Source organism: Curtobacterium sp. MCLR17_054 (assembly GCF_003234335.2).
GTDB classification, from domain to species: Bacteria; Actinomycetota; Actinomycetes; order Actinomycetales; family Microbacteriaceae; genus Curtobacterium; species Curtobacterium flaccumfaciens.
Map to the genome: position 1 here is coordinate 2,849,093 of NZ_CP126263.1, position 19,578 is coordinate 2,868,670.

General features: G+C 71.3%; 17 protein-coding genes. 8 read left to right on the plus strand and 9 right to left on the minus strand.

Annotation, left to right across the window (positions count from 1 at the left end):
* Positions 1–74 precede the first annotated feature (74 nt).
* From ald to DEJ08_RS13530, 3 genes are all read right to left on the minus strand, one after another.
* Complete coding sequence (gene ald, locus DEJ08_RS13520) at positions 75–1,175, minus strand: alanine dehydrogenase (RefSeq protein WP_111055306.1); 1,101 nt, start codon at positions 1,173–1,175, stop codon at positions 75–77.
* 141 nt (positions 1,176–1,316) lie between these two features.
* Complete coding sequence (locus tag DEJ08_RS13525; protein WP_111055307.1) at positions 1,317–2,276, minus strand: helix-turn-helix transcriptional regulator; 960 nt, start codon at positions 2,274–2,276, stop codon at positions 1,317–1,319.
* 48 nt (positions 2,277–2,324) lie between these two features.
* Positions 2,325–3,287 (minus strand): sugar-binding transcriptional regulator, encoded by a 963-nt coding sequence (locus tag DEJ08_RS13530; protein ID WP_027466231.1) that lies wholly within the window; start codon positions 3,285–3,287, stop codon positions 2,325–2,327.
* Between the two features lie 192 nt (positions 3,288–3,479).
* Between DEJ08_RS13530 and DEJ08_RS13535 the strand changes: the two genes are divergently transcribed.
* Positions 3,480–5,213 carry a glycerol-3-phosphate dehydrogenase/oxidase gene (locus DEJ08_RS13535; protein ID WP_111055308.1) on the plus strand — a complete coding sequence of 578 codons (1,734 nt, stop codon included), beginning with the start codon at positions 3,480–3,482 and terminating at the stop codon, positions 5,211–5,213.
* Between the two features lie 73 nt (positions 5,214–5,286).
* Here the strand turns inward: DEJ08_RS13535 and DEJ08_RS13540 are convergent, their stop codons facing one another.
* Positions 5,287–5,943 carry a histidine phosphatase family protein gene (locus tag DEJ08_RS13540; protein WP_111055309.1) on the minus strand — a complete coding sequence of 219 codons (657 nt, stop codon included), beginning with the start codon at positions 5,941–5,943 and terminating at the stop codon, positions 5,287–5,289.
* Positions 5,944–5,971: 28 nt separating this feature from the next.
* The gene (ykgO, locus tag DEJ08_RS13545; protein WP_017888460.1) at positions 5,972–6,094 is read right to left on the minus strand and encodes a type B 50S ribosomal protein L36; all 123 of its coding nucleotides are present in this window, start codon (positions 6,092–6,094) and stop codon (positions 5,972–5,974) included.
* A 45-nt stretch (positions 6,095–6,139) separates the two neighbouring features.
* Here ykgO and DEJ08_RS13550 point away from each other — a divergent pair, with 45 nt between their 5' ends.
* On the plus strand, positions 6,140–7,168 hold the full coding sequence (locus tag DEJ08_RS13550) for a GTP-binding protein (protein ID WP_111055310.1): 1,029 nt from the start codon (positions 6,140–6,142) through the stop codon (positions 7,166–7,168).
* 232 nt (positions 7,169–7,400) lie between these two features.
* Here the strand turns inward: DEJ08_RS13550 and DEJ08_RS13555 are convergent, their stop codons facing one another.
* Positions 7,401–8,933, minus strand: coding sequence for an MFS transporter (locus DEJ08_RS13555; protein WP_111055311.1), 1,533 nt, complete (start codon positions 8,931–8,933; stop codon positions 7,401–7,403).
* Positions 8,934–9,124: 191 nt separating this feature from the next.
* Here DEJ08_RS13555 and DEJ08_RS13560 point away from each other — a divergent pair, with 191 nt between their 5' ends.
* On the plus strand, positions 9,125–9,649 hold the full coding sequence (locus tag DEJ08_RS13560) for a DinB family protein (protein ID WP_111055312.1): 525 nt from the start codon (positions 9,125–9,127) through the stop codon (positions 9,647–9,649).
* A gap of 323 nt (positions 9,650–9,972) precedes the next feature.
* Here the strand turns inward: DEJ08_RS13560 and DEJ08_RS13565 are convergent, their stop codons facing one another.
* The gene (locus DEJ08_RS13565) at positions 9,973–10,950 is read right to left on the minus strand and encodes a sugar-binding transcriptional regulator (RefSeq protein ID WP_111055313.1); all 978 of its coding nucleotides are present in this window, start codon (positions 10,948–10,950) and stop codon (positions 9,973–9,975) included.
* 53 nt (positions 10,951–11,003) lie between these two features.
* Positions 11,004–11,861: a GolD/DthD family dehydrogenase gene (locus tag DEJ08_RS13570; RefSeq protein ID WP_111055314.1), complete on the minus strand. Its 858-nt coding sequence runs from the start codon at positions 11,859–11,861 to the stop codon at positions 11,004–11,006.
* 107 nt (positions 11,862–11,968) lie between these two features.
* Here DEJ08_RS13570 and DEJ08_RS13575 point away from each other — a divergent pair, with 107 nt between their 5' ends.
* From DEJ08_RS13575 to DEJ08_RS13590, 4 genes are all read left to right on the plus strand, one after another.
* Positions 11,969–13,138 (plus strand): zinc-binding dehydrogenase, encoded by a 1,170-nt coding sequence (locus tag DEJ08_RS13575; protein WP_111055315.1) that lies wholly within the window; start codon positions 11,969–11,971, stop codon positions 13,136–13,138.
* 29 nt (positions 13,139–13,167) lie between these two features.
* Entirely contained in the window at positions 13,168–14,484 is a 1,317-nt protein-coding gene (locus DEJ08_RS13580; protein ID WP_214521431.1) for an MFS transporter, read from the plus strand.
* A gap of 73 nt (positions 14,485–14,557) precedes the next feature.
* Positions 14,558–16,297, plus strand: coding sequence for a dihydroxyacetone kinase family protein (locus DEJ08_RS13585; RefSeq protein WP_111055316.1), 1,740 nt, complete (start codon positions 14,558–14,560; stop codon positions 16,295–16,297).
* The gene (locus DEJ08_RS13590) at positions 16,294–16,776 is read left to right on the plus strand and encodes a ribose-5-phosphate isomerase (RefSeq protein ID WP_111029970.1); all 483 of its coding nucleotides are present in this window, start codon (positions 16,294–16,296) and stop codon (positions 16,774–16,776) included. The genes DEJ08_RS13585 and DEJ08_RS13590 overlap by 4 nt, the downstream gene beginning before the upstream one ends.
* Before the next feature lie 98 nt (positions 16,777–16,874).
* Here the strand turns inward: DEJ08_RS13590 and DEJ08_RS13595 are convergent, their stop codons facing one another.
* The gene (locus DEJ08_RS13595; protein ID WP_111038193.1) at positions 16,875–18,356 is read right to left on the minus strand and encodes an FGGY-family carbohydrate kinase; all 1,482 of its coding nucleotides are present in this window, start codon (positions 18,354–18,356) and stop codon (positions 16,875–16,877) included.
* 125 nt (positions 18,357–18,481) lie between these two features.
* On the opposite strand from DEJ08_RS13595, the gene DEJ08_RS13600 reads away from it, so the two are divergent.
* On the plus strand, positions 18,482–19,558 hold the full coding sequence (locus DEJ08_RS13600) for a LolA family protein (RefSeq protein ID WP_146248550.1): 1,077 nt from the start codon (positions 18,482–18,484) through the stop codon (positions 19,556–19,558).
* Positions 19,559–19,578 lie beyond the last annotated feature (20 nt).

Below are 19,578 nucleotides of genomic sequence, written 5' to 3' on the forward strand. Positions count from 1 at the left end.
GTTCCCCGCCGATGTTCGGCGGGGAACTGTCGCTTTCGCGAAGTGGGCGGCCGGACAGCCCGACGCCCCCGGCCTCAGCGCGCGGACGCGACCAGGCCGTGCGCGGCGGCGACCGCGGCGTTCGTGACCCGGCCGTCGTGCACGTTCAGGCCGGCGGCGAGTGCGGGGTCGGCCTCGAGCGCGGCTTCCCAGCCACGGTCGGCGATCGCGACGGCGTACGGCAGCGTGGCGTTCGTCAGCGAGATCGTGCTCGTGCGCGGAACGGCGCCGGGCATGTTCGCCACGCAGTAGTACACGGTGTCGTGCACGGCGAACGTGGGGTCGTCGTGGGTGGTCGGGTGGGAGCCCTCGAAGCAGCCGCCCTGGTCGATCGCGATGTCGACCAGCACCGAGCCCGGCCGCATGTCGGCGACCATCGCGTCGGTGACGAGCTTCGGCGCGGACGCCCCGGGGATGAGCACGGAGCCGATCACCAGGTCGGCGTCGCGCAGGGCCTCGGCGATGGCGTGCGCCGACGAGCGCAGGGTCGTGACGCGGCCGTCGAACCGGGCGTCCAGGGCCCGGAGCCGCGGCAGGCTGATGTCGAACACCGTGACGTCGGCGCCCATCCCGAGCGCCATCGTGGCGGCGTGCTCCCCCGCGACGCCGCCGCCGATGACGACCACGCGGCCCTTCGGCGTGCCGGGGACCCCGCCGAGCAGCAGCCCGCGCCCACCGTTCGTGCGCATCAGGTGGAACGCGCCGACCTGGGCGGACAGTCGGCCGGCGACCTCGGACATCGGCGACAGCAGGGGCAGCGAGCGGTCCGGTAGCTGCACGGTCTCGTAGGCGATCGCCGTCGCGCCCGAGTCGATGAGCGCATCGGTCAGCGGTCGGTCGGCGGCGAGGTGCAGGTAGGTGAAGAGCACCTGGCCCGGCCGGATCATCGGGTACTCCGACGCGACCGGTTCCTTCACCTTGAGGATCAGCTCGGCGCGCTCCCACACCTCGGCCGCGGTGTCGACGATCGTGGCGCCGGCGGTGCGGTACTCGTCGTCGGTGAAGGCCGAACCGGCCCCGGCACCCGCCTGCACCAACACCTGGTGGCCGTGCGACCCGAGCTCGGCGACACCGGCGGGCGTGGCCGCGACGCGGTACTCGTTGTTCTTGATCTCGGTGGGGACGCCGATGCGCATGCTGACTCCTTCGTGGGCGGTGCGTTCGTCCCGTCCATTGAGCACCGGATTCGCCCACAGCAGCGCTCACCCGAACATCCGGACAGCCGCAGCGCGATCCGTGTCATCAGATTCGGCGGAGCGGTCCGCAGCAGCAGTCGGTCAGTGCCCGCGCAGCGACTCGCTCGGCAGCTCCCCGAAACGGCTGCGGTAGGTCGCCGAGAAGCGCCCGAGGTGCCCGAAGCCCCACGTCCGCGCGATCTCGGCCACCGTCGTCTCGTCCAGGCCACTGCCGACCAGGTCGGTCCGGGCACCGTCGAGTCGCACGCCGCGCAGGAGTTCCCCCGGAGTCTGGTCGAGGTGCCGACGGAGGGACTGCTGCAGCCCGCGCGGGCTGAGCCCCGCCGCCGCGGCGATGTCCGGGGTACCGATCGCTTCGCGCGCGTGCTCGTGCACGAACTCGAGCGCCCGGCGCAGGCGGTCGCGCTCCGGGCCGCTGCCGGACACCGTCGCACGCCACTTGTTGCGCTGCGGGAACGCCCGGATCGCCGCGGTCGCGAAGGCTTCGGCGATGTCGTGCTGCACCATCGGACTCATCGACCGGTCGACGTCGAGCCACGTGGCCGAGTACTTCCGCACCACCGACCGCCACAGCGCGATGCCGTCGGCCGTCGGGCGGCGCATCGGCTCGAAGGCGAAGTCGTCGTCGCCGGCCACGGCTCGGACGAAGTCGCGGTCCAGGTGCACCAGGTTCAGGGCGATGTCGCGGTGGTGCAGCGCGTACGGCTCGGCGAAGGGCAGGACGACGGGCACCCCGGCCTCGAGCTCGTACGTCTCGCCGCCCGAGGTGATCCGGCTCGAGCCGCTCCGCATCCAGGCGACCAGGAACTCGTCGTCGACCTGGCTCTCGCTCCGCAGGTCGACCATGAACCGTGACGAGCGCAGGGACATCCGCTCGTCACCGACGCCCGCGAAGTCCCAGTGGGCGTTCTCGTGGGTGCGACGGACCAGTGGTGCACGGAAGTCGTAGTCGCCCGTGAAGAACGCGAGCGCCTGGTCGACGTCGCTGCCGACCATCCGCCGGAAGTACCGCTGACCGGGCTGTTCGAGAGAAAGCACCATGGTCGAGAACCTACGACGGACCACCGACAAACTGCGTCAGGTCCTGACTCAGGGCTGCAGGATCGCCTGCCCCACGCTCTCGTCCAGGATCAGGTCCGTGATGAGCCCGGCGGCCAGCGCGCCCCGCAGCGACGCCGCCTTCGACCGCCCGGCGACGACGCAGACCCGCCGCGGCGCGCGCTTGATCGTGTCGAGGTCCGGAGCGCCGGCCCGGGCGTTCACCCCGATGTCCTTCCACGAGCCGTCGGCCCGGTAGAACACCGTCGAGACGTCCCCGACGACCCCCGCCTGCGTGAGCTCGTCGCGGTCCTCGGGATCGAGGTACCCGCCGGAGTACACGTGCGAGGGCACCGGGGCCTGCGGGGCACCGACACCGAACACGACGAGGTCCATCCGCTCGTGCAGGTCGAGCACGCGGCGGATCGAACGCTCCCGGAACAGCGCTTCCTTCGTCGCGGGGTCGTCGAAGAACGCCGGCACCGGGAACTGCTGCACGAAGGCCCCGTAGGCCTCGCCGAACCGGCGCAGGATCTCGGACGCGTAGACGATGCCGGTGGTGCGGGTGTTCGCGGCGCCGTTGATCTGCACGATCGTCGAGCCGTGGGTGGTCTTCGGCACCAGGTAGCGGCTGACCGCACTCACGGTCGAGCCCCACGAGATCCCGATGACCATGTTCGACTCGACGTACTGCGTCAGGATCCGGGCGGCGGACAGCGCGACCCGCTCGAGCCGGTCGACGTCGCTCGTGTGGTCCGGCACCGGGACGACGTGCGCGTGCACCCCGAAGCGGGAGCGGATGCTCCGGCTCAGCGCAGCGGCCTGGTCCAGGGGCGACCGGATCTGGATGTCGACGAGCCCGGTGTCCCTGGCGTACTTCAGCAGCCGCGACACCGACGAGCGCGAGGTGCCGAGTTCGTCGGCGATCGCGTCCATCGTCAGGTCCTGCAGGTAGTACAGGTGGGCGGCGCGCAGCGCCTGCTGCGTGCGCATGGGCTGAGCCGCATCGCTCATGGTGCTCCGATCTGTCGAACGCAACCATGCACGGACGTGCAGGGCCTCTGCAACCCCTGCCGCGCCTCCTGACCGCCGTGTCGGGCCTGGACGACACGTGTGCTGCACGTTCGTGCACGCGAGTTGCCCGCCCTGTCGAACGAGCGCACGATCGATCCTGACCCCACGAACAGACGAAGGAAGCGACGAACCATGTCGAAGAAGACACAGCCCCGGAACACGGTGACCGCCCTCACCGAGCGCCCGAACGCGCAGGTCCTCGTCGTCGGCGGCGGCATCAACGGCATCGCGACGTTCCGCGACCTGGCGCTCCAGGGCGTCGACGTCGCCCTGGTCGAGCGTGGCGACTACGCCTCCGGCGCCTCCGCGGCCTCGAGCCACATGATCCACGGCGGTATCCGTTACCTGGAGAACGGCGAGTTCCGCCTGGTGCGCGAGAGCGTGCAGGAGCGCAACGGCCTGATCCGCATCGCCCCGCACTACGTCAAGCCGCTGCAGACGACCATGCCGATCTTCTCGACGTTCTCCGGCATCATGAACGCCCCGCTGCGCATGCTGACGCACAAGCAGCGCTCCACCAAGGAGCGCGGCGCGATGCTCATCAAGATCGGCATGACGATCTACGACTCCTTCTCGCGTGACGGCGGCTCCGTCCCGAAGCACGTCTTCCGCACCAAGAAGGCCGCGCTCGAGGACATGCCCGCCCTCAACAAGGACCTGAAGTACACGGGTACTTACTACGACGCGAGCGTGCACGAGCCCGAGCGCCTGGCCCTCGACGTCCTGAAGGACGGCCTGGCCGCCGGAGCCGACAAGGCACGCGCCGTCAACTACGTCGAGGCAGCCGGCACCCGCGACGGCGGCGTCCTGCTGCGTGACCGCGAGACCGGCGACGAGTTCGTCTTCACGGCCGACGTCGTGATCAACGCCTCCGGCCCCTGGACCGACCTGACGAACGAGGCGTTCGGCGGCGAGACGAAGTTCATGGGCGGCACGAAGGGCTCGCACATCGTCGTCCACAACGACGAGCTGCTCGAGGCCACCAAGGGCCGCGAGCTGTTCTTCGAGAACGACGACGGCCGCATCGTCCTCATCTACCCGCTCAAGGGCCGGGTCCTCATCGGCACGACCGACATCGACGCCGACCCCTCGAAGCCGGTCACGACGACCGACGAGGAGATCGACTACTTCTTCGGGCTCGTGAAGCACGTGTTCCCGCAGATCGACGTCACCCGCGACCACATCGTCTACAGCTACTCCGGCATCCGTCCGCTCCCCCGCCACGAGGACACCGCCCCCGGCTTCGTGTCGCGTGACTACCGGATCGTGGACACCCAGATCGCCGGCCTGCCGAAGTCGACCGTGCTGTCGCTCGTCGGCGGCAAGTGGACGACCTTCCGTGCCCTCGCTGCACACCTGTCCACCGAGGCGACGACCAAGCTCGGCATGAGCCGCAAGGTCGACACCACGGGCATGCCGATCGGCGGTGGCAAGGAGTTCCCGACCACGGACGCCCAGCGTGCCCTGTGGATCAAGTCGCACCGCGACGGCCTGGACGAGTCGCTGGTCGAGGGGCTGCTCGAGCGCTACGGCACCCGTGCCGCCGAGGTCGTGGACGTCCTGACCGACGGCCCGGTCGAGCCGCTCGAGTCCGACCCGTCGCTCACCCGCGCCGAGGTCGCGTACTTCGCCCGCCACGAGCAGGCCGTCCACCTGGTGGACGTCGTCCTGCGCCGCACGAACCTGGCGTTCGTCGGCGGGGTCACGATCGACCTGCTCGACGAGCTGGCCGACGTGCTCGCCGAGGCGCTCGGCTGGACGACCGAGGAGCGCGCGGACGAGGTCCAGCGCACGCTCGACGTGCTGCGTGAGTCGCACGGCGTGATCGTGCCACTGACGTCCGCGTCGGCGCCCCAGCTCGCGTAGTCGACGCGACCGACCACAGACGGGAGGCGCGGTGCCAGCTGGCACCGCGCCTCCCGTCTGTCTGCTGGTCGCGTCAGAAACGCTCGCCGGTGGGGTCGAGCGCCGTGCGGTCGATGAGCTGGTCGCCGCCGACCGGCTCGCCTTCCCAGTCGACCAGGCGCCAGCCGTCCGCGAACGAGCCCTCGAGCTCGACGATGCCGGTGTTCTCCAGGTGACGCTTCGTGCCGAAGTGGTCCGGGGTGTTCTGTGCGGCGGCACTCGCCCACGTGCGGATCGCGGCACCGTGGCTGACGGCAGCGGCGACGGCGACCCCGGTGGCCTCGATCTGCCGGACGGCGTCGTCGTAGCGCTCGAAGAACTCGACGCCACTCTCGGCACCGGGCATCCGGGTCGTCCGGTCGCCGCCGGACCAGCCGTGCACGGTGGAGATGTAGGTCTGCACGGACACCTTGTCGCTCTTGCCCTGGGTGTCGCCCGCCTCGATCTCACGCAGGCCCGGCAGCACCTCGGGATCGAGGCCGAGCGAGGTCGCCAGGGGCGCCGCGGTGATCTGCGTGCGGACCATCGTCGACACGAACAGTCGCTCGATCCCCCGGTCAGCGAGTGCTGCGGGCAGGGCGTCGGCCTGCTGCTGCCCGAGCTCGGTCAGCCCCGGTCCGGGCACCACGGCATCGAGGATGCCGTGCACGTTCGCGGGGGTCTGGCCGTGGCGGATGAGCAGCAGTCGCATGCCGCCACCCTACGGACCGCCGCTGACGTCAGCCCTGCCGGGTGTTCCAGCGGGGGTTCTTCTTGTTGATGACGTAGACGCGACCCCTGCGTCGGACCACCTGCGAGCCGGGGATCTTCTTCAGGGCCTTGAGGGAGTTGCGGACCTTCACGACGAGCCTCCTTGTTGATAACGGTTTTCAGTTACAGTAGCGGACATGCGTGCTGCTGCCATCACCCTCGTCACCGCCCTGCACCAGGTCGACGCCGACCGCGTCGCCGCCCGGATCTCGGACGGATACCGGATGCACGTCGCCGGGAGTGCCTTCGCCACTGCCCGCGCCGTGGCCGACCGGGCCGACCAGCTCGACCGGGTCTGCGGACCCGACGCGGGCCACGGGCTCGTCGTCACCCTGCACCCGGGAGCCGATGCCCGAGCGGTCGGCATGCTGCTCGCCAACGCGGCACGGTCCGAGACCGGCGACGACCGGGTGCTGCGGCACGTCGTCGGGGTGTTGCGGGCCGACGACGTCGCGCACCTGCTGTGGTCGGACGTCGACGACGCGTTCGTGGCCGCGGACCGGATGGCCGCACTCGTCGAGTACGCGACGGTGATCGCCCTCGACCGCATCGAACCGCTGTCGGGCCGTCGGCGTCGGGCGCTCGTGTCACTGCTGCACCGGATGGCACCCCAGGCCGTGATCGTCGCCCTGCCCGCGATCCGCAGCGCCGCCGACCTGCCGGCCTCGAACGGTGGAGCCGCGCGGGTGCTCGCCACCGGTGCCGGCTGGATGCGGGCACTGTCGAGCGGTGCGGACACCGGGCGCGAGGCCCGCGACGCCCTGGTCTCGATGCGCTACCGGGAGCCGCTGCCGTTCCACCCCGGGCGTCTCTCCACCGTCATCGCCGAGGACCTGTCCGCCGGCGTGAACGGCCGCGTGCTGCGGTCGCGGGGGTTCTTCCGCCTGGCGTCCCGGCCGGACCACGTCGGCTCGTGGTCGAGCTTCGGGTCGATGCTCGCGCTCGACCCCACCGCGAACCCGTCCTGGGACGCCGACGCCCCGATCGGCCAGGCGCTGTGGTTCGTCGGCGAGCAGCTCGACGTCCGGGCGATCGAGCGGGCCCTCGACGGGGCGCTGCTCACGCCGTCGGAGCTGCTCGCCGGGCCGGACGTGTGGCGCGGCTGGCCGGACCCGTTCCCGGTGTGGCCCGCGGTGGACCCGGCGTCGGAGCACCGGCACGAGTGAGGTGGGGCGCGGGCGCGGGCGGCTGCGCACTCGTCTTGCGACAGAGCACGAGTCGATCGACGCGTGCATCGTCGTCTCATGCGCACACATCCGCTCCGTGCGCATGTTGCGACAGAACGCGCGTCGATCGTCGCGTGGATCGTCGCAGTGTGCGCACGCACGGACGGGAGGCGCGGTGCGGGTCGGACCCGCACCGCGCCTCCCGTCCGTGGTCACGTCGAGAACCGCAGCGTCACCGCACCGGCGACGCCTCCCGCGCGGCAGCCTCACGCGCAGCAGCAGCCGCCGCGTCCTGCGCCGCGAACGGCAGGTCACCGAGGTCCAGGTGCGGGTTCGTGTCCTGCGTGAGCACGAGCTCCTTCGCCTCGTCCTCGGTCTCCACGGCCGGCATCGACCCGGGCAGCGGGCGCTGCGAGGACTCCTTCATGCAGAAGACACCGATCGCGCCGACGACGCTCATCGCCATCAGGAAGTACGCCGGGGCGAGCTCGTCACCCGTCGCCGTGAGCAGCGCCTGCACGATCAGGGGAGTGGTCCCGCCGAACACCGCGATCGCGATGTTGTAGGCGAAGCCCATGCCGCCGTACCGCGTCGACGTCGGGAACAGCGCCGGCAACGACGCGGCCTGGTTCGACACCCACAGCGCGGTCATCAGCGCGAGCAGCCCGAGGCCGGCGAGCGTCGACCACTGCGCCCCGTGCCCGATCAGCATGAACGCCGGCACGACGAGCACGACGGTGGTGGCCGCACCGATCCACATCACGACGCGGCGGCCGAGACGGTCGGACAGCTTGCCGGTCAGCGGCAGCATCACCGCGAGCAGCAGGAGCACCGGGATCGTCAGCAGCGTGCCGTCGATGGCGGAGTACCCGAGCGAGTCGGTCAGGTACGTCGGCATGTACGAGGTCAGGGCGTAGCCGACGGTGTTCGACGCGGCGACGAGCATGATCGCGATGACGATCGGACGCCAGTGCTGACGGACCATCGCGACGACGTTGGCCGGACGCTCACCGTCGAAGGACGCACGGGACTCGGTCGCGGCCTCCTGCGCGGCCTGGGTCGCCTGGAACACCGGCGACTCCTCGATCCGCAGACGGAAGTAGATGGCCACGACGCCGATCACACCGGCGGCGAGGAACGGGAACCGCCAGCCGTACGCGGTCATCGCTTCTTCGCCCAGGGTGAGCTGCAGCACCGACACGACCGTGGCACCGAGCGCGAAGCCCAGGTAGCTGCCGAAGTCCAGGATGCTCGCGAAGAACCCGCGACGGCGGTCCGGGGCGTACTCCGTGACGAACGTCGTCGCCCCGGCGTACTCACCACCGGTCGAGAAGCCCTGCGCGAGCTTCAGCACGACGAGCAGGATCGGGCCGAACACGCCGATCGTCGCGTACGCGGGGAGCGCCCCGATCAGGAACGTCGACGCCGCCATCATGATCAGCGTCGTCGCGAGCACCTTCTGCCGGCCGATCCTGTCGCCCAGGCGTCCGAACACGATGCCACCCAGGGGACGTGCGATGTAGGTCGCCGCGAACACCCCGAGGCTGAACAGGATCTGCACCGAGGGTTCGGCCGTCGGCAGGAAGACCTTCCCCATCGTGACGGCCAGGTAGCCGTACACACCGACGTCGTACCACTCCATGGTGTTGCCGACGACCATGCCGCTGACTGCTCGTCGCATCATGCTCTTGTCGACCACGGTGACGTCGCTCTCGCGCAGCCGTCGGTGTGGTCGGGTGTTGGTACTGCTGGGGTCGGAACCCATGCCTTGCTCCTCGAGAAGATCGGTGGGCCGTCGGGAACCGGCCCAGAACAGCGAGCGACGTTACCGAGCAACCGAAATGTCATTGGCCGGTGATTCTCAGGGAACGGCGTGTCACCCGAACGGGGGTCGCCGCCGATCCGCACCAGTCCGGCGAACCCGGAAGCTGAGTAACGAGGCCGTAACATCGGCCCATGGCGATCGAACCCGAGAAGAAGAACTGGACGTGGGTCATCGAGTCCGCGTGTCCCGAGTGCGGCTACGACGGCAGCGCGGTGACCGTCCGCGACGTGCCGGGCATCATCGACGAGAACACGGCCGGGTGGCCCGGAGTCCTCACGCGCGACGACCTCCGTGATCGCCCCGACGACCACACGTGGTCCCCGCTCGAGTACGGCGCCCACGTGCGGGACGTGCACCGGAAGATGGCGGAGCGCCTCGAGCTGATGCTCACCGAGGACGCCCCGACGTTCCCGAACTGGGACCAGGACGCCACCGCCGTCGAGGACCGTTACGGCGAGCAGGACCCGGCGGTCGTCGCTCGGGAACTGCGGGAGTCGGCCGACCGCGCGGCCCGGGCCTTCGCGGCCGTCCCCGACGAGGTGCTCGGGCGCACCGGGCTCCGGTCCGACGGCAGCGCCTTCACCGTCGCGACGCTCGCCACCTACTACGCGCACGACCCGGTGCACCACCTGTGGGACGTGCGGCGCACGCTCTAGACGTGGGGACCACCGGCCTGGAGGCGCGGTGCGGACCCGCCCCGCGCCTCCAGGCCGCCTGCGGTCACCCACGAAACCGGGCGTACCTGCCGAAACCGGGCGTACCTGCCGGACTCAGGCGTACCTGCCGGAATCGGGCGTACCTACCGAAACCGGGCGTACCTGCCGGACTCGGGCGTACCTACCGAAACCGGGCGTACCTGCCGGAATCGGGCGTACCTACCGAAACCGGGCGTACCTGCCACGAAGAATCGACCAGGTATGCCCGAAAGCACCATCCATCGCACGCGTGATGGGAAGGATCGGGCGCCGAGCCGGAGCGCTCAGGCGAGTGCGTCGAGCACGGCGCGCGCCGTCGCGGCGTCGGTCACCAGCTCGTTGACCAGCCCACCCCGCACCGCGGCCAAGATGCTCGTGACCTTGGCGCTGCCCACGGCGACCCCGACCGCGTGCGGCACGGTCGACAGGATCTCGCGCGAGGTCCGCACCATCCGGTCGCTGCCGGGGAACTCGATCGGCGAGCCGTCCGCGGCGTAGAAGTTCAGGCAGACGTCGCCGGCCGCCCGGTCGAACGCGGCGTCCTCGACCGGGATGCCCCGGGCCAGGGCGTCCCGCGTGTGGGTCGGTGCACCGATGCCGAGGATCGCGCCCTTCGCCCGGCTCCACAGCCCGACGACGTGCTGGAACGCCGGGTCCTCGTCGAGGGTGGACCGCATCGCCGGGGACGGCAGCGCCTGGGCGAACAGGAACGCCGGGATCGCGCCGGAGTGCTCCGCGGCCGTCCGGGTGATCTCGTTCGTCTGGAACCACGGCATCGGGTCGGCCTGCCCGCCCACGGTCGGGACGAGCTGCACGCCGGGCATGGTCGGCATGCCGGACCGTGCGACGTCGTACACGGTGCGTCCGGACGACATCAGGACGGCGTCGCCGGGGACGAGTCCCATGCCCTCGACCGCGGCGGCCAGCGGTGCGGCGAGGTCGGCGCCGAGCGTGGCCGCGTGAGTGACGGCGGCGAGGTGCACGGCTCGGAGCCCGAGCACGACCTGCAGCCGTTCGGCGAGTGCCACGGTCTCGTCCTGGAACGGGTCGACGACCTCGATGCGGACGAGTCCGGCCTTGCGGGCCTCGGCGACGAGCCGCGAGACGGTCGGGCGTGAGACCCCGAGGCGAGAGGCGATCTCGACCTGGGTGGCGTCCTCGAGGTAGTACATCCGCGCCGCCTGGTAGACGGTGTCCAGCGGGAACCGGGTCCGCGACGCGTCGGCGGCGGGGCCGGGGCGAGCGGTGCTCTCGGACGACATGGAGCAGGACCCTTCGACTCGATCGGACACCGCGATCGTAGTCCGAGCAGGGCTCAGCGGATCGTGAACCCGCCGTCCACACGGAGGTCCGCACCGTTCACCATGGCGCTCGACTCCCCTGCCAGGAAGAGCACGGCCGCGGCGATCTCGTCGGGGGTCGCGAAGCGGCCGGTGGGGATCTCGTCCTGGTGCCGGATGCCGTTCTCGTTCGCCCAGGCCGCACGGCCGAGGTCGGTGAGGACGACGGTCGGCGACACGGTGTTCACGGTGACGCCGCGTCCGCCCCACTCGAGTGCGAGCACGTTCGTCAGACCGATGACGCCGGCCTTCGAGGCGCAGTAGGCGGCGTGCCCGTCGATGCCGACGTGGGCCGCCTGCGACGCGATGTTCACGATCCGCCCGTACCCGGCGTCGAGCATGTGCCGGCCGACGGCCTGCGCCACGCGGAACGTGCCGGTCAGGTTGACGTCGATGGTCGCCGCCCAGGTGTCGGCTGCCAGGTCTTCCGCCGGGGCGAGCGCGGCGATGCCGGCGCAGTTCACCAGCACGTCGACGCCGCCGAAGTGCCGGACGACGTCCGCCACGGTGCGGTTCACGGAGTCGGCATCGGTCACGTCGCAGGCGAACCCGGCGTGGAGGCCCGTGGCCGTGCCCGCCCCGTCGGCGGCGGCGTCCGGCCCGGCCGTCGCGGGCAGCGCGGACGTGGGCAGGTCGGCCGCGGCCGACGTGGCGCCGTCCGCACGGACGTCGACGACGGCGACACGGGCACCCCGTGCAGCCAGGGCCCGGGCGATGGCGTTGCCGATGCCCGACGCCCCGCCGGTCACCACCGCCGTACGGCCGCTGAAGTCGTTGGTCAGGTCGATCGTGTCGGGGCCCGGTCGGAGGGCCGCGGCGAAGTCCGTCGTCATGTTCGCTCCCTTGCGTTCGGTGCCGAACCTACCAGAAATTGTGTTCTGGACAAACGTTCTGGAAGGTGTACAGTCATCGCCGAAGCCACCCAACGGAGGAACAGCTCATGTCGACGACGACCGAGAACGCGGCCACGACCGCCCCCACCACGATCCCCACGACGATGCGCGCCGTCGTCGTCCACGGCCCCGGTGACTACCGGCTCGAGGAGCGTCCCGTCCCGACGCCCGGCCCCGGGGAACTCCTGCTCCGCACCGACGCCGTCGGCATCTGCGCGAGCGACCTGAAGTGCTACCACGGCGCCGCGAAGTTCTGGGGCGACGAGAACCGTGCGGCCTGGGCGGAGCGGGACCGCATCCCCGGACACGAGTTCGTCGGCACGATCGTCGCCGGTGACGACGCCGCCCTGGCCAAGCGCGGCGTCGACCTGGGCGACCGGATCGCCTGCGAGCAGATCGTGCCGTGCTGGGAGTGCCGCTACTGCCTCGAGGGCGCGTACTGGATGTGCAACGTGCACGACATGTTCGGCTTCAAGGGCTACGACGGCGCGATGGCCGAGTACGTGCTCGTGCCGGCGAAGGCGCTGACCCACCCGGTGTCGAAGGCGCTGCCCGGCCAGGTCGCCGCGTTCTCCGAGCCGTTGTCCTGCGCCTTCCACGCAGTCGAGCGCGGGGACATCAAGTTCGGCGACACCGTGGTGATCGCCGGTGCCGGCCCGATCGGCCTCTCCGCCATCGCCGGCGCGCGGCAGAAGAACCCGCTCCGGATCATCGCGCTCGACGTGGTCGAGGCGAAGCTCGAGCTGGCTCGCAAGGTCGGCGCCGACCTCACGATCAACATCGCCCAGGAGGACGCGGTCGCCCGGGTCAAGGAGCTCACCGACGGCTACGGCGCCGACGTCTACATCGAGGCCACCGGGCACCCGTCCGCGGTGCCGCAGGGACTGAACCTGCTCCGCAAGCTCGGGACCTTCGTCGAGTACTCGGTGTTCAAGGACGACGTGTCCGTGGACTGGTCGATCATCTCGGACGACAAGGAACTCGACGTGCGCGGCGCCCACCTCGGCCCGCACACCTGGCCGGCGGCGATCAAGCTGCTCGAGGCCGAGACCCTGCCGATGTCGGAGATCTGCACGCACCAGTTCCCGCTCGAGCAGTTCCAGGAGGCCCTCGACCTGGTCGGCGACTCCGCCGGTGCCAGCGTCAAGGTGTCGATCATCCCGTCCCTGACCGCCCCCACCACGGCCGCACAGGCCGCACAGGCCGCACAGGCCTGACCGACTCCGCCAGCAGGGAGAGAACGAGCATGTCAGCGACGACAGCCCGCGCCACCGGCGCCCGCACGACCGCGCCCCGCACCGAGGGCCGCCTGGACCGGATGGGCATCCCCCGTCCGCTCGCCCTCGGGTTCGTCGCCGTCCTGGTCTTCATGACCGGGAACGGCGTCGAGTCGAACTTCATCACGCCGCACATGGTGGCGGTCCTCGGCAGCCCCGAGGCCACCGTGGCGACGATCGTCACGTTCTACAGCCTGGCCGCACTGATCGGCAGCTACGTCTCGGGTGCCCTGTCCGACCTGGTCGGGCCGCGCCGCGTGATGATCCTCGGCTTCGCCGTCTGGGTCGTGTTCGAGGTCCTGTTCCTGCTGGCACTCGGCGCCGGCAGCGTCCCGTTCGCCGCCGTCACCTACGCGTTGCGTGGGTTCGGCTACCCCCTGTTCGCCTTCGCGTTCCTGGTCTGGGTGAACATCACCACCCCGGTCGAACGGAACGGCTCCGCGGTCGGCTGGTTCTACGTCGCCTTCACGGGTGGCCTGCCGACCCTCGGCTCGCTGTTCGCGATCGGTGCCATCCCGGTGTTCGGCGGCGGAACGGTCGGTGAGACCGGCGCGATGGTCGCCTCGATCGGTCTCGTCGTGATCGGGTTCCTCATCATGCTGTTCGGCGTCCGGCTGCCGAACGGGTTCACGCGCATCGCCCCCGCCGGCGAGAGCGCCTGGCAGGTGCTGACGAGCGGCATCCGCCTGACGGTCACGCGACCGAAGATCCTGATGGGCTTCCTCGTCCGCCTGATCAACACCGCGCCGGAGTTCGGCATGTTCGTCGTGCTCCCCGCGGTCATCGCGAACGAGCGCGGCTGGGGCCAGAGCCGCTGGCTGCTCATGACCGTCTGCGTCTACGCGACGAACATCCTGGTCAACGCCCTGTTCGGCTGGGTCGGCGACAAGATCGGCTGGCAACGCACCGTCAAGTGGTTCGGCATCGTCGGCTCCGCCCTCGGGCTCATCGCCTGGTGGTACGTGCCGCAGCTCGTCCCCGCCGGTTCGGACTGGGGCTACGTGCTCTCCGTCGTCGCCGGCTGCGTGTTCGGCTGCCTGCTCGCCGGGTTCGTGCCGATGGGCGCGATCATGCCGGCGCTGGCCCCCGAGCACAAGGGCGCCGCCATGGCGATGTACACCACGGCCGCCGGTGGTGCCGCGTTCCTCGGCACCGGCGTCGTCGCCGCGGTCTTCGCCCTGGGCGGCGGCGGCCAGGCCGCCACGTGGACGTTCGTCGGCCTGTACGCCTGCGCGTTCGTGATGATCCACTTCCTCAAGGTCCCGCAGGGCGACCGAGGACACTGAGTTCCGGGCGACGACGGCCGTCCCGTCGTCGCCCGGTGCACCACCCCACCACCATCCCCGGAGGACCCGCACCATGACCACGATCCACGACGACCCGGACGAGTTCGCCGAAGACCAGCTGAGCGGCTGGCTCGCGCTCTACGCCGACCGGGTCCGCGGCGTCCACGGCGGCGTCGTCACCCTGCCCACCGAGGGGGCCGCACCGCAGGTCGCCGTCGTCGTCGGGGGCGGCTCCGGCCACTACCCCGCGTTCTGCGGCGTCGTCGGCCCGGGCTTCGCCACCGGCGCCGTCGTCGGCAACGTCTTCACCTCGCCGTCGACCGCGCAGGTCTACTCGGTCGCCAAGGCCGCCGACCAGGGCCGCGGTGTCGTGCTGTCGTTCGGCAACTACGCCGGTGACACCATGAACTTCGGGCTCGCGGCCGAGCGGCTGCGTGCCGAGGGCATCGACACCCGCATCGTCGTGGTCACCGACGACGTCGCCAGTGCCGACGACGAGACGAAGCGCCGCGGCATCGCCGGTGACTTCTCCGTCTTCAAGGCGATGGGCGCCGCCGCTGCCGAGGGAGCCGACCTCGACGAGGTCGAACGGATCGGCCGTGCGTCGAACGCCGCGACCCGCACCATCGGCGTCGCGTTCTCGGGCTGCACCATGCCGGGCGCGACCGAACCGCTGTTCACCGTCCCCGACGGCCACCTCGGCCTGGGGCTCGGCATCCACGGCGAGCCGGGCATCCAGGACGTCCCGCTTCTCCGGGCGACGGACCTGGCGTCCCTGCTCGCCGAACGGCTGCTCACCGACCGCCCCGCAGCCGCCGGCTCCCGGGTCGCCCCGATCCTCAACGGGCTCGGTGACACCAAGTACGAGGAACTCTTCCTGCTCTGGGGCCGGGTGCTGCCGCTGCTGCAGGACGCGGGGCTCGAGGTCGTCGAACCCGAGGTCGGCGAACTCGTCACGAGCCTCGACATGGGCGGCTGCTCGCTGACGCTGCAGTGGCTCGACGACGAACTCGAACGGCTCTGGCGCGCCGACGCCTACACGCCCGCGTACCGCAAGGTGGCGGCGCCGGTCGCGGCGCTCGTGCCGGCCGACGCGGTGGACGCCGCCGAGGACGAGGCGACGGTCGTGCCGGAGGCGACCGATGCCTCCCGGCAGGCCGCGCAGACGGCGCGAGCCGCCGTCGAGGCGATGGACGCGCTCCTGCGCGAGCACGAGGAGACGCTCGGCCGCATCGACGCGGTCGCCGGGGACGGCGACCACGGCCGCGGCATGGTCAAGGGGATCGGTGCGGCGCGCAAGGCGGTCGACGGGCTCGGCCCGGAGGCCGGGGTCGCCTTCGTCCTCGGACGCGCCGGTGACGCGTGGGCCGCGTTCGCGGGCGGCACCTCCGGTGTCCTGTGGGGCGCCGCACTCGAGGCGTTCGGCCGCTCCCTCGGCGACGACCGCGAGTCGTACCAGGCCGCCGACGTCGTCGACGCGGCGCAGGCCTTCGCCGACTCGATCGTCCACCTGGGCGGGGCGTCCCGCGGGGACAAGACGCTGCTCGACGCGCTGCTGCCGTTCGTGGACGAACTGCGCCGCGCCGTCGACACCGGCGCACCGCTCGTGGCAGCGTGGGAGACCGCGGCGCGGGTCGCGGTCGAGCAGGCCGAGGCCACCGCCGACCTCACGCCGAAGGTCGGACGGGCCAGGCCGCTGGCCGAGAAGAGCCTGGGGACACCCGACGCGGGTGCCACCTCGATGGGGATGATCCTCACGCGGATCGGCGAGGTCCTCGCCGCCCGTGCTGACAAGGAAGGAACACACGCATGACGTACCGTCTCGTGATCGGGTCCGACGACGCCGGGTTCGACTACAAGGAGATCATCAAGGCCGACCTGCTCGCCGACGACCGGGTGTCGGACGTCACCGACGTCGGCGTCGACGCGGACGGCCACACCGCCTACCCCCACGTCGCCGTGGACGCTGCGCGCCTGGTGGCGAACGGCGAAGCCGACCGGGCGATCCTGATCTGCGGCACCGGCCTCGGTGTGGCGATCAGCGCCAACAAGGTGCCGGGCATCCGTGCCGTCACCGCGCACGACTCGTACAGCGTGGAGCGGTCGATCCTGTCGAACGACGCCCAGGTGCTCTGCATGGGGCAGCGTGTCGTCGGCGTCGAGCTCGCCCGTCGGCTGGCGAAGGAGTGGCTCGGCTACGAGTTCGACCGTTCCAGTGCCAGCGCCGAGAAGGTCAACGCCATCTGCGAGTACGACGGCAGCGCGCCCGCCGGCGTCGACGCCCAGGCGTAGGCAGGGTTCCGCACGACACCGGTGTTCGCGCGCTGAACACGCCCGTTCGGGTGTTCGGCACGCGAACACCGGTGTCTTGCGAGCCATCCCGCGTCGGCTCACCCGCGCGCGGCCAAGCGGTGCACGACGGCCTTCGTCGCCTCGTACAGCTCGCGGTAGTCCCGGTAGCCGGCCTCGTACGCCGCGGTCGCTGCAGGGTCCGGTTCGATCACCGTCGCCGGCGGGTTCCACGCACCGATGTCCACGGTGTCGCCCGGCCCCGCGACGAGCTCGGCAGCCAGGTACGCCGAGCCGAAGCAGGCACCGATCGTCACGCTCGGCACCGTCTGCCGCAGCCCGGTGACGTCCGACACGATCGTGGGCCACAGCCGTCCGAGCAGCCCGCCGCCGGCCCCGACGAGTTCGCGGACCTCGACCCCGGCGTCGCGCAGGGCCTCGAGGTGGTGCCGTACCGCGTACGCCGTCGCCTCGAGCGTCGCCCGGTAGATGTCCCCGCGCGTGTGCCGGACCGTCAGCCCCGCGAGCACTCCGCGGGCGTCGGGGTCGGCGATCGGCGTCCGCTCCCCCGCGAAGTACGGCAGCATCAGCAGCCCGTTCGCCCCGATGCCGGAGCACCGCGCTTCCTCGAGCATGGTCGACCACTCGCCGTCGACCAGCCGTCGCAACCAGTCCGTGATCGCCCCGGAGGTCGCCATCCCCCCGGACACGCTCGGCTGGCCCGGGTGCGTGCCGACGGTCGTCCACATCCCCGGCACCGCCGTGGGTTCGGCCGTCGGCACGATCATGAACATCGTGGTGCCGTACTGCAAGAACATCCGGCCCGGCACGGACTCACCGACGCTCACGCCCTCGGCCCAGGCGTCGATGGTCCCGGCCGTCACGGGGATGCCGGCCGGGAGGCCCGTGGCCGCGGCCGCCTCGGGCGTCACGACGCCCGCCTGGTCGCCCGACCACAGCAGGCGCGGCATGGCGAGACCGGGTGCCAGCCGGTCGCACCACTCCGGGATCCACCGGTTCGCGTGCACGTCGTAGAGCGGTGTCGTCTGACTGGCCGAGTGGTGGTCGAGGACGTACTCGCCCGTCAGCCGCTCGACCACGCGGGACGACGGCATCGTGAACCGGGCAGCCCGCGCCCAGACGTCGGGTTCGTGCCGGGCGAGCCAGGCGAGCTTCACGCCGGCGGCCTGGGTGCTCAGGGCGGACCCGCAGCGGGCCCGGATCGCGTCCTCGCCGCCGAGCTCGGCCGCGACGTCGTCGAGCAGCTCCGCCGTGCGTGTGTCGATGCCGTACAGGATCGCCGGACCGAGCGGCGCACCGTCGACGTCGGTCAGCAGCGCACACGGTCCGATGCCACTCACGCCGACCGCCTGCACCTCGACGTCGGGCACGCGGTCGAGCAGGGAGCGGGTGAGGGCGGTGAACTCCTCCCACCAGACGTCGGAGTCCATCTCGACGAGGCCCTGCTCGGGGCGGTCGACTTCGTGGCGACGGCTCACCTCGGCGAGCACGGTGCCGTCGAACCGGGCCAGCAACGCCTTCGTGCTCGACGTCCCGATGTCCAGACCGAGCACCGCTCGCATGCCGCCTCCTTCGCCGCCACACGACCGCCGCCGGTCGCGCCACGAGTCTACGAGCGACGCCCAGCTGCCTGTCGGGGGCCGGACGTACGGTACCGACGACTCCAATGCTCCACGAGGGGAACCCGATGAAGAAGTCAGCCTGGCTGCCAGCCGTCATCGCACCGGTCGTCGTCGCCGGCGCCGTTGCCGCCCCGATGATCGCGAACGCCGCGAACGACCCGATCGCGGGGACGAACCCCAGCGCGTCGGACGTCATCGCCAGCATCGCGAAGTCGTCGGACGCCAAGTACTCGGGCAAGCTCTCGCAGACGAGCGCACTCGGGCTCCCCGAACTGCCCACCGGGTCCGGCGGCTCCTCGCTCGAGGGCGACGCCTCCGACGTGCTCGGGCTGCTCACCGCGTCGCACACCGCCCGTGTCTACGTCGACGGCCCCGACAAGCAGCGCGTCCAGCTGACGCAGCAGCTCGCCGAGCAGGACGTCGTCCGCAACGGCTCGGACGTCTGGACCTGGGACTCGAAGGAGCGAACGGCCACGCACGTGACCCTGCCGAGCGACACCGCGAAGGACCCGCGGGGCGGCACGACCACCCCGGCCGACATCGCGAAGCAGGCCATCGACGCGATCACCCCGACCACCACCGTGTCGAAGCCGACCGAGGTCAGCGTCGCCGGACACGACGCCTGGCAGATCACCCTCACGCCGAAGTCGTCCGACACCCTCGTCGGAGCCGTCCGGCTGGCGGTCGACCAGCAGACCGGGCTCCCGCTCCGTGCGAGCGTCCAGGCTGCAGGCGCGGACGACCCCGCGGTGCAGGTCGGGTTCACGAGCCTCGACTACGGCGCCCCGGCGGCCCGGCTCTTCGACTTCACCCCACCGTCGAACGCGAAGGTGACCGAAAAGGACCTGTCCGAGGCCGGATCCCACGCGAAGGGCGAGCACGGCGACCACCGTGGCACCCCGAGCGGTGACGAGCCGACCTTCACGGGCACGGGCTGGAGCACCATCGCCGAGCTCCCCGCCGGCACGGTCGACCGGTCCGGGCTCGAGGGCGAGGCCTCCGGCCTGCTCGACCAGCTGACGAAGCCCGTCGACGGCGGCCGTGCCGTGCAGACGTCGCTCGTCTCGGTCTACCTGACCGACGACGGCCGCGTGCTCGCGGGTGCCGTGCCGGTCGCCTCCCTGGTCGACGCCGCGAAGTGAGCGCGGTCGACCACGAGGTG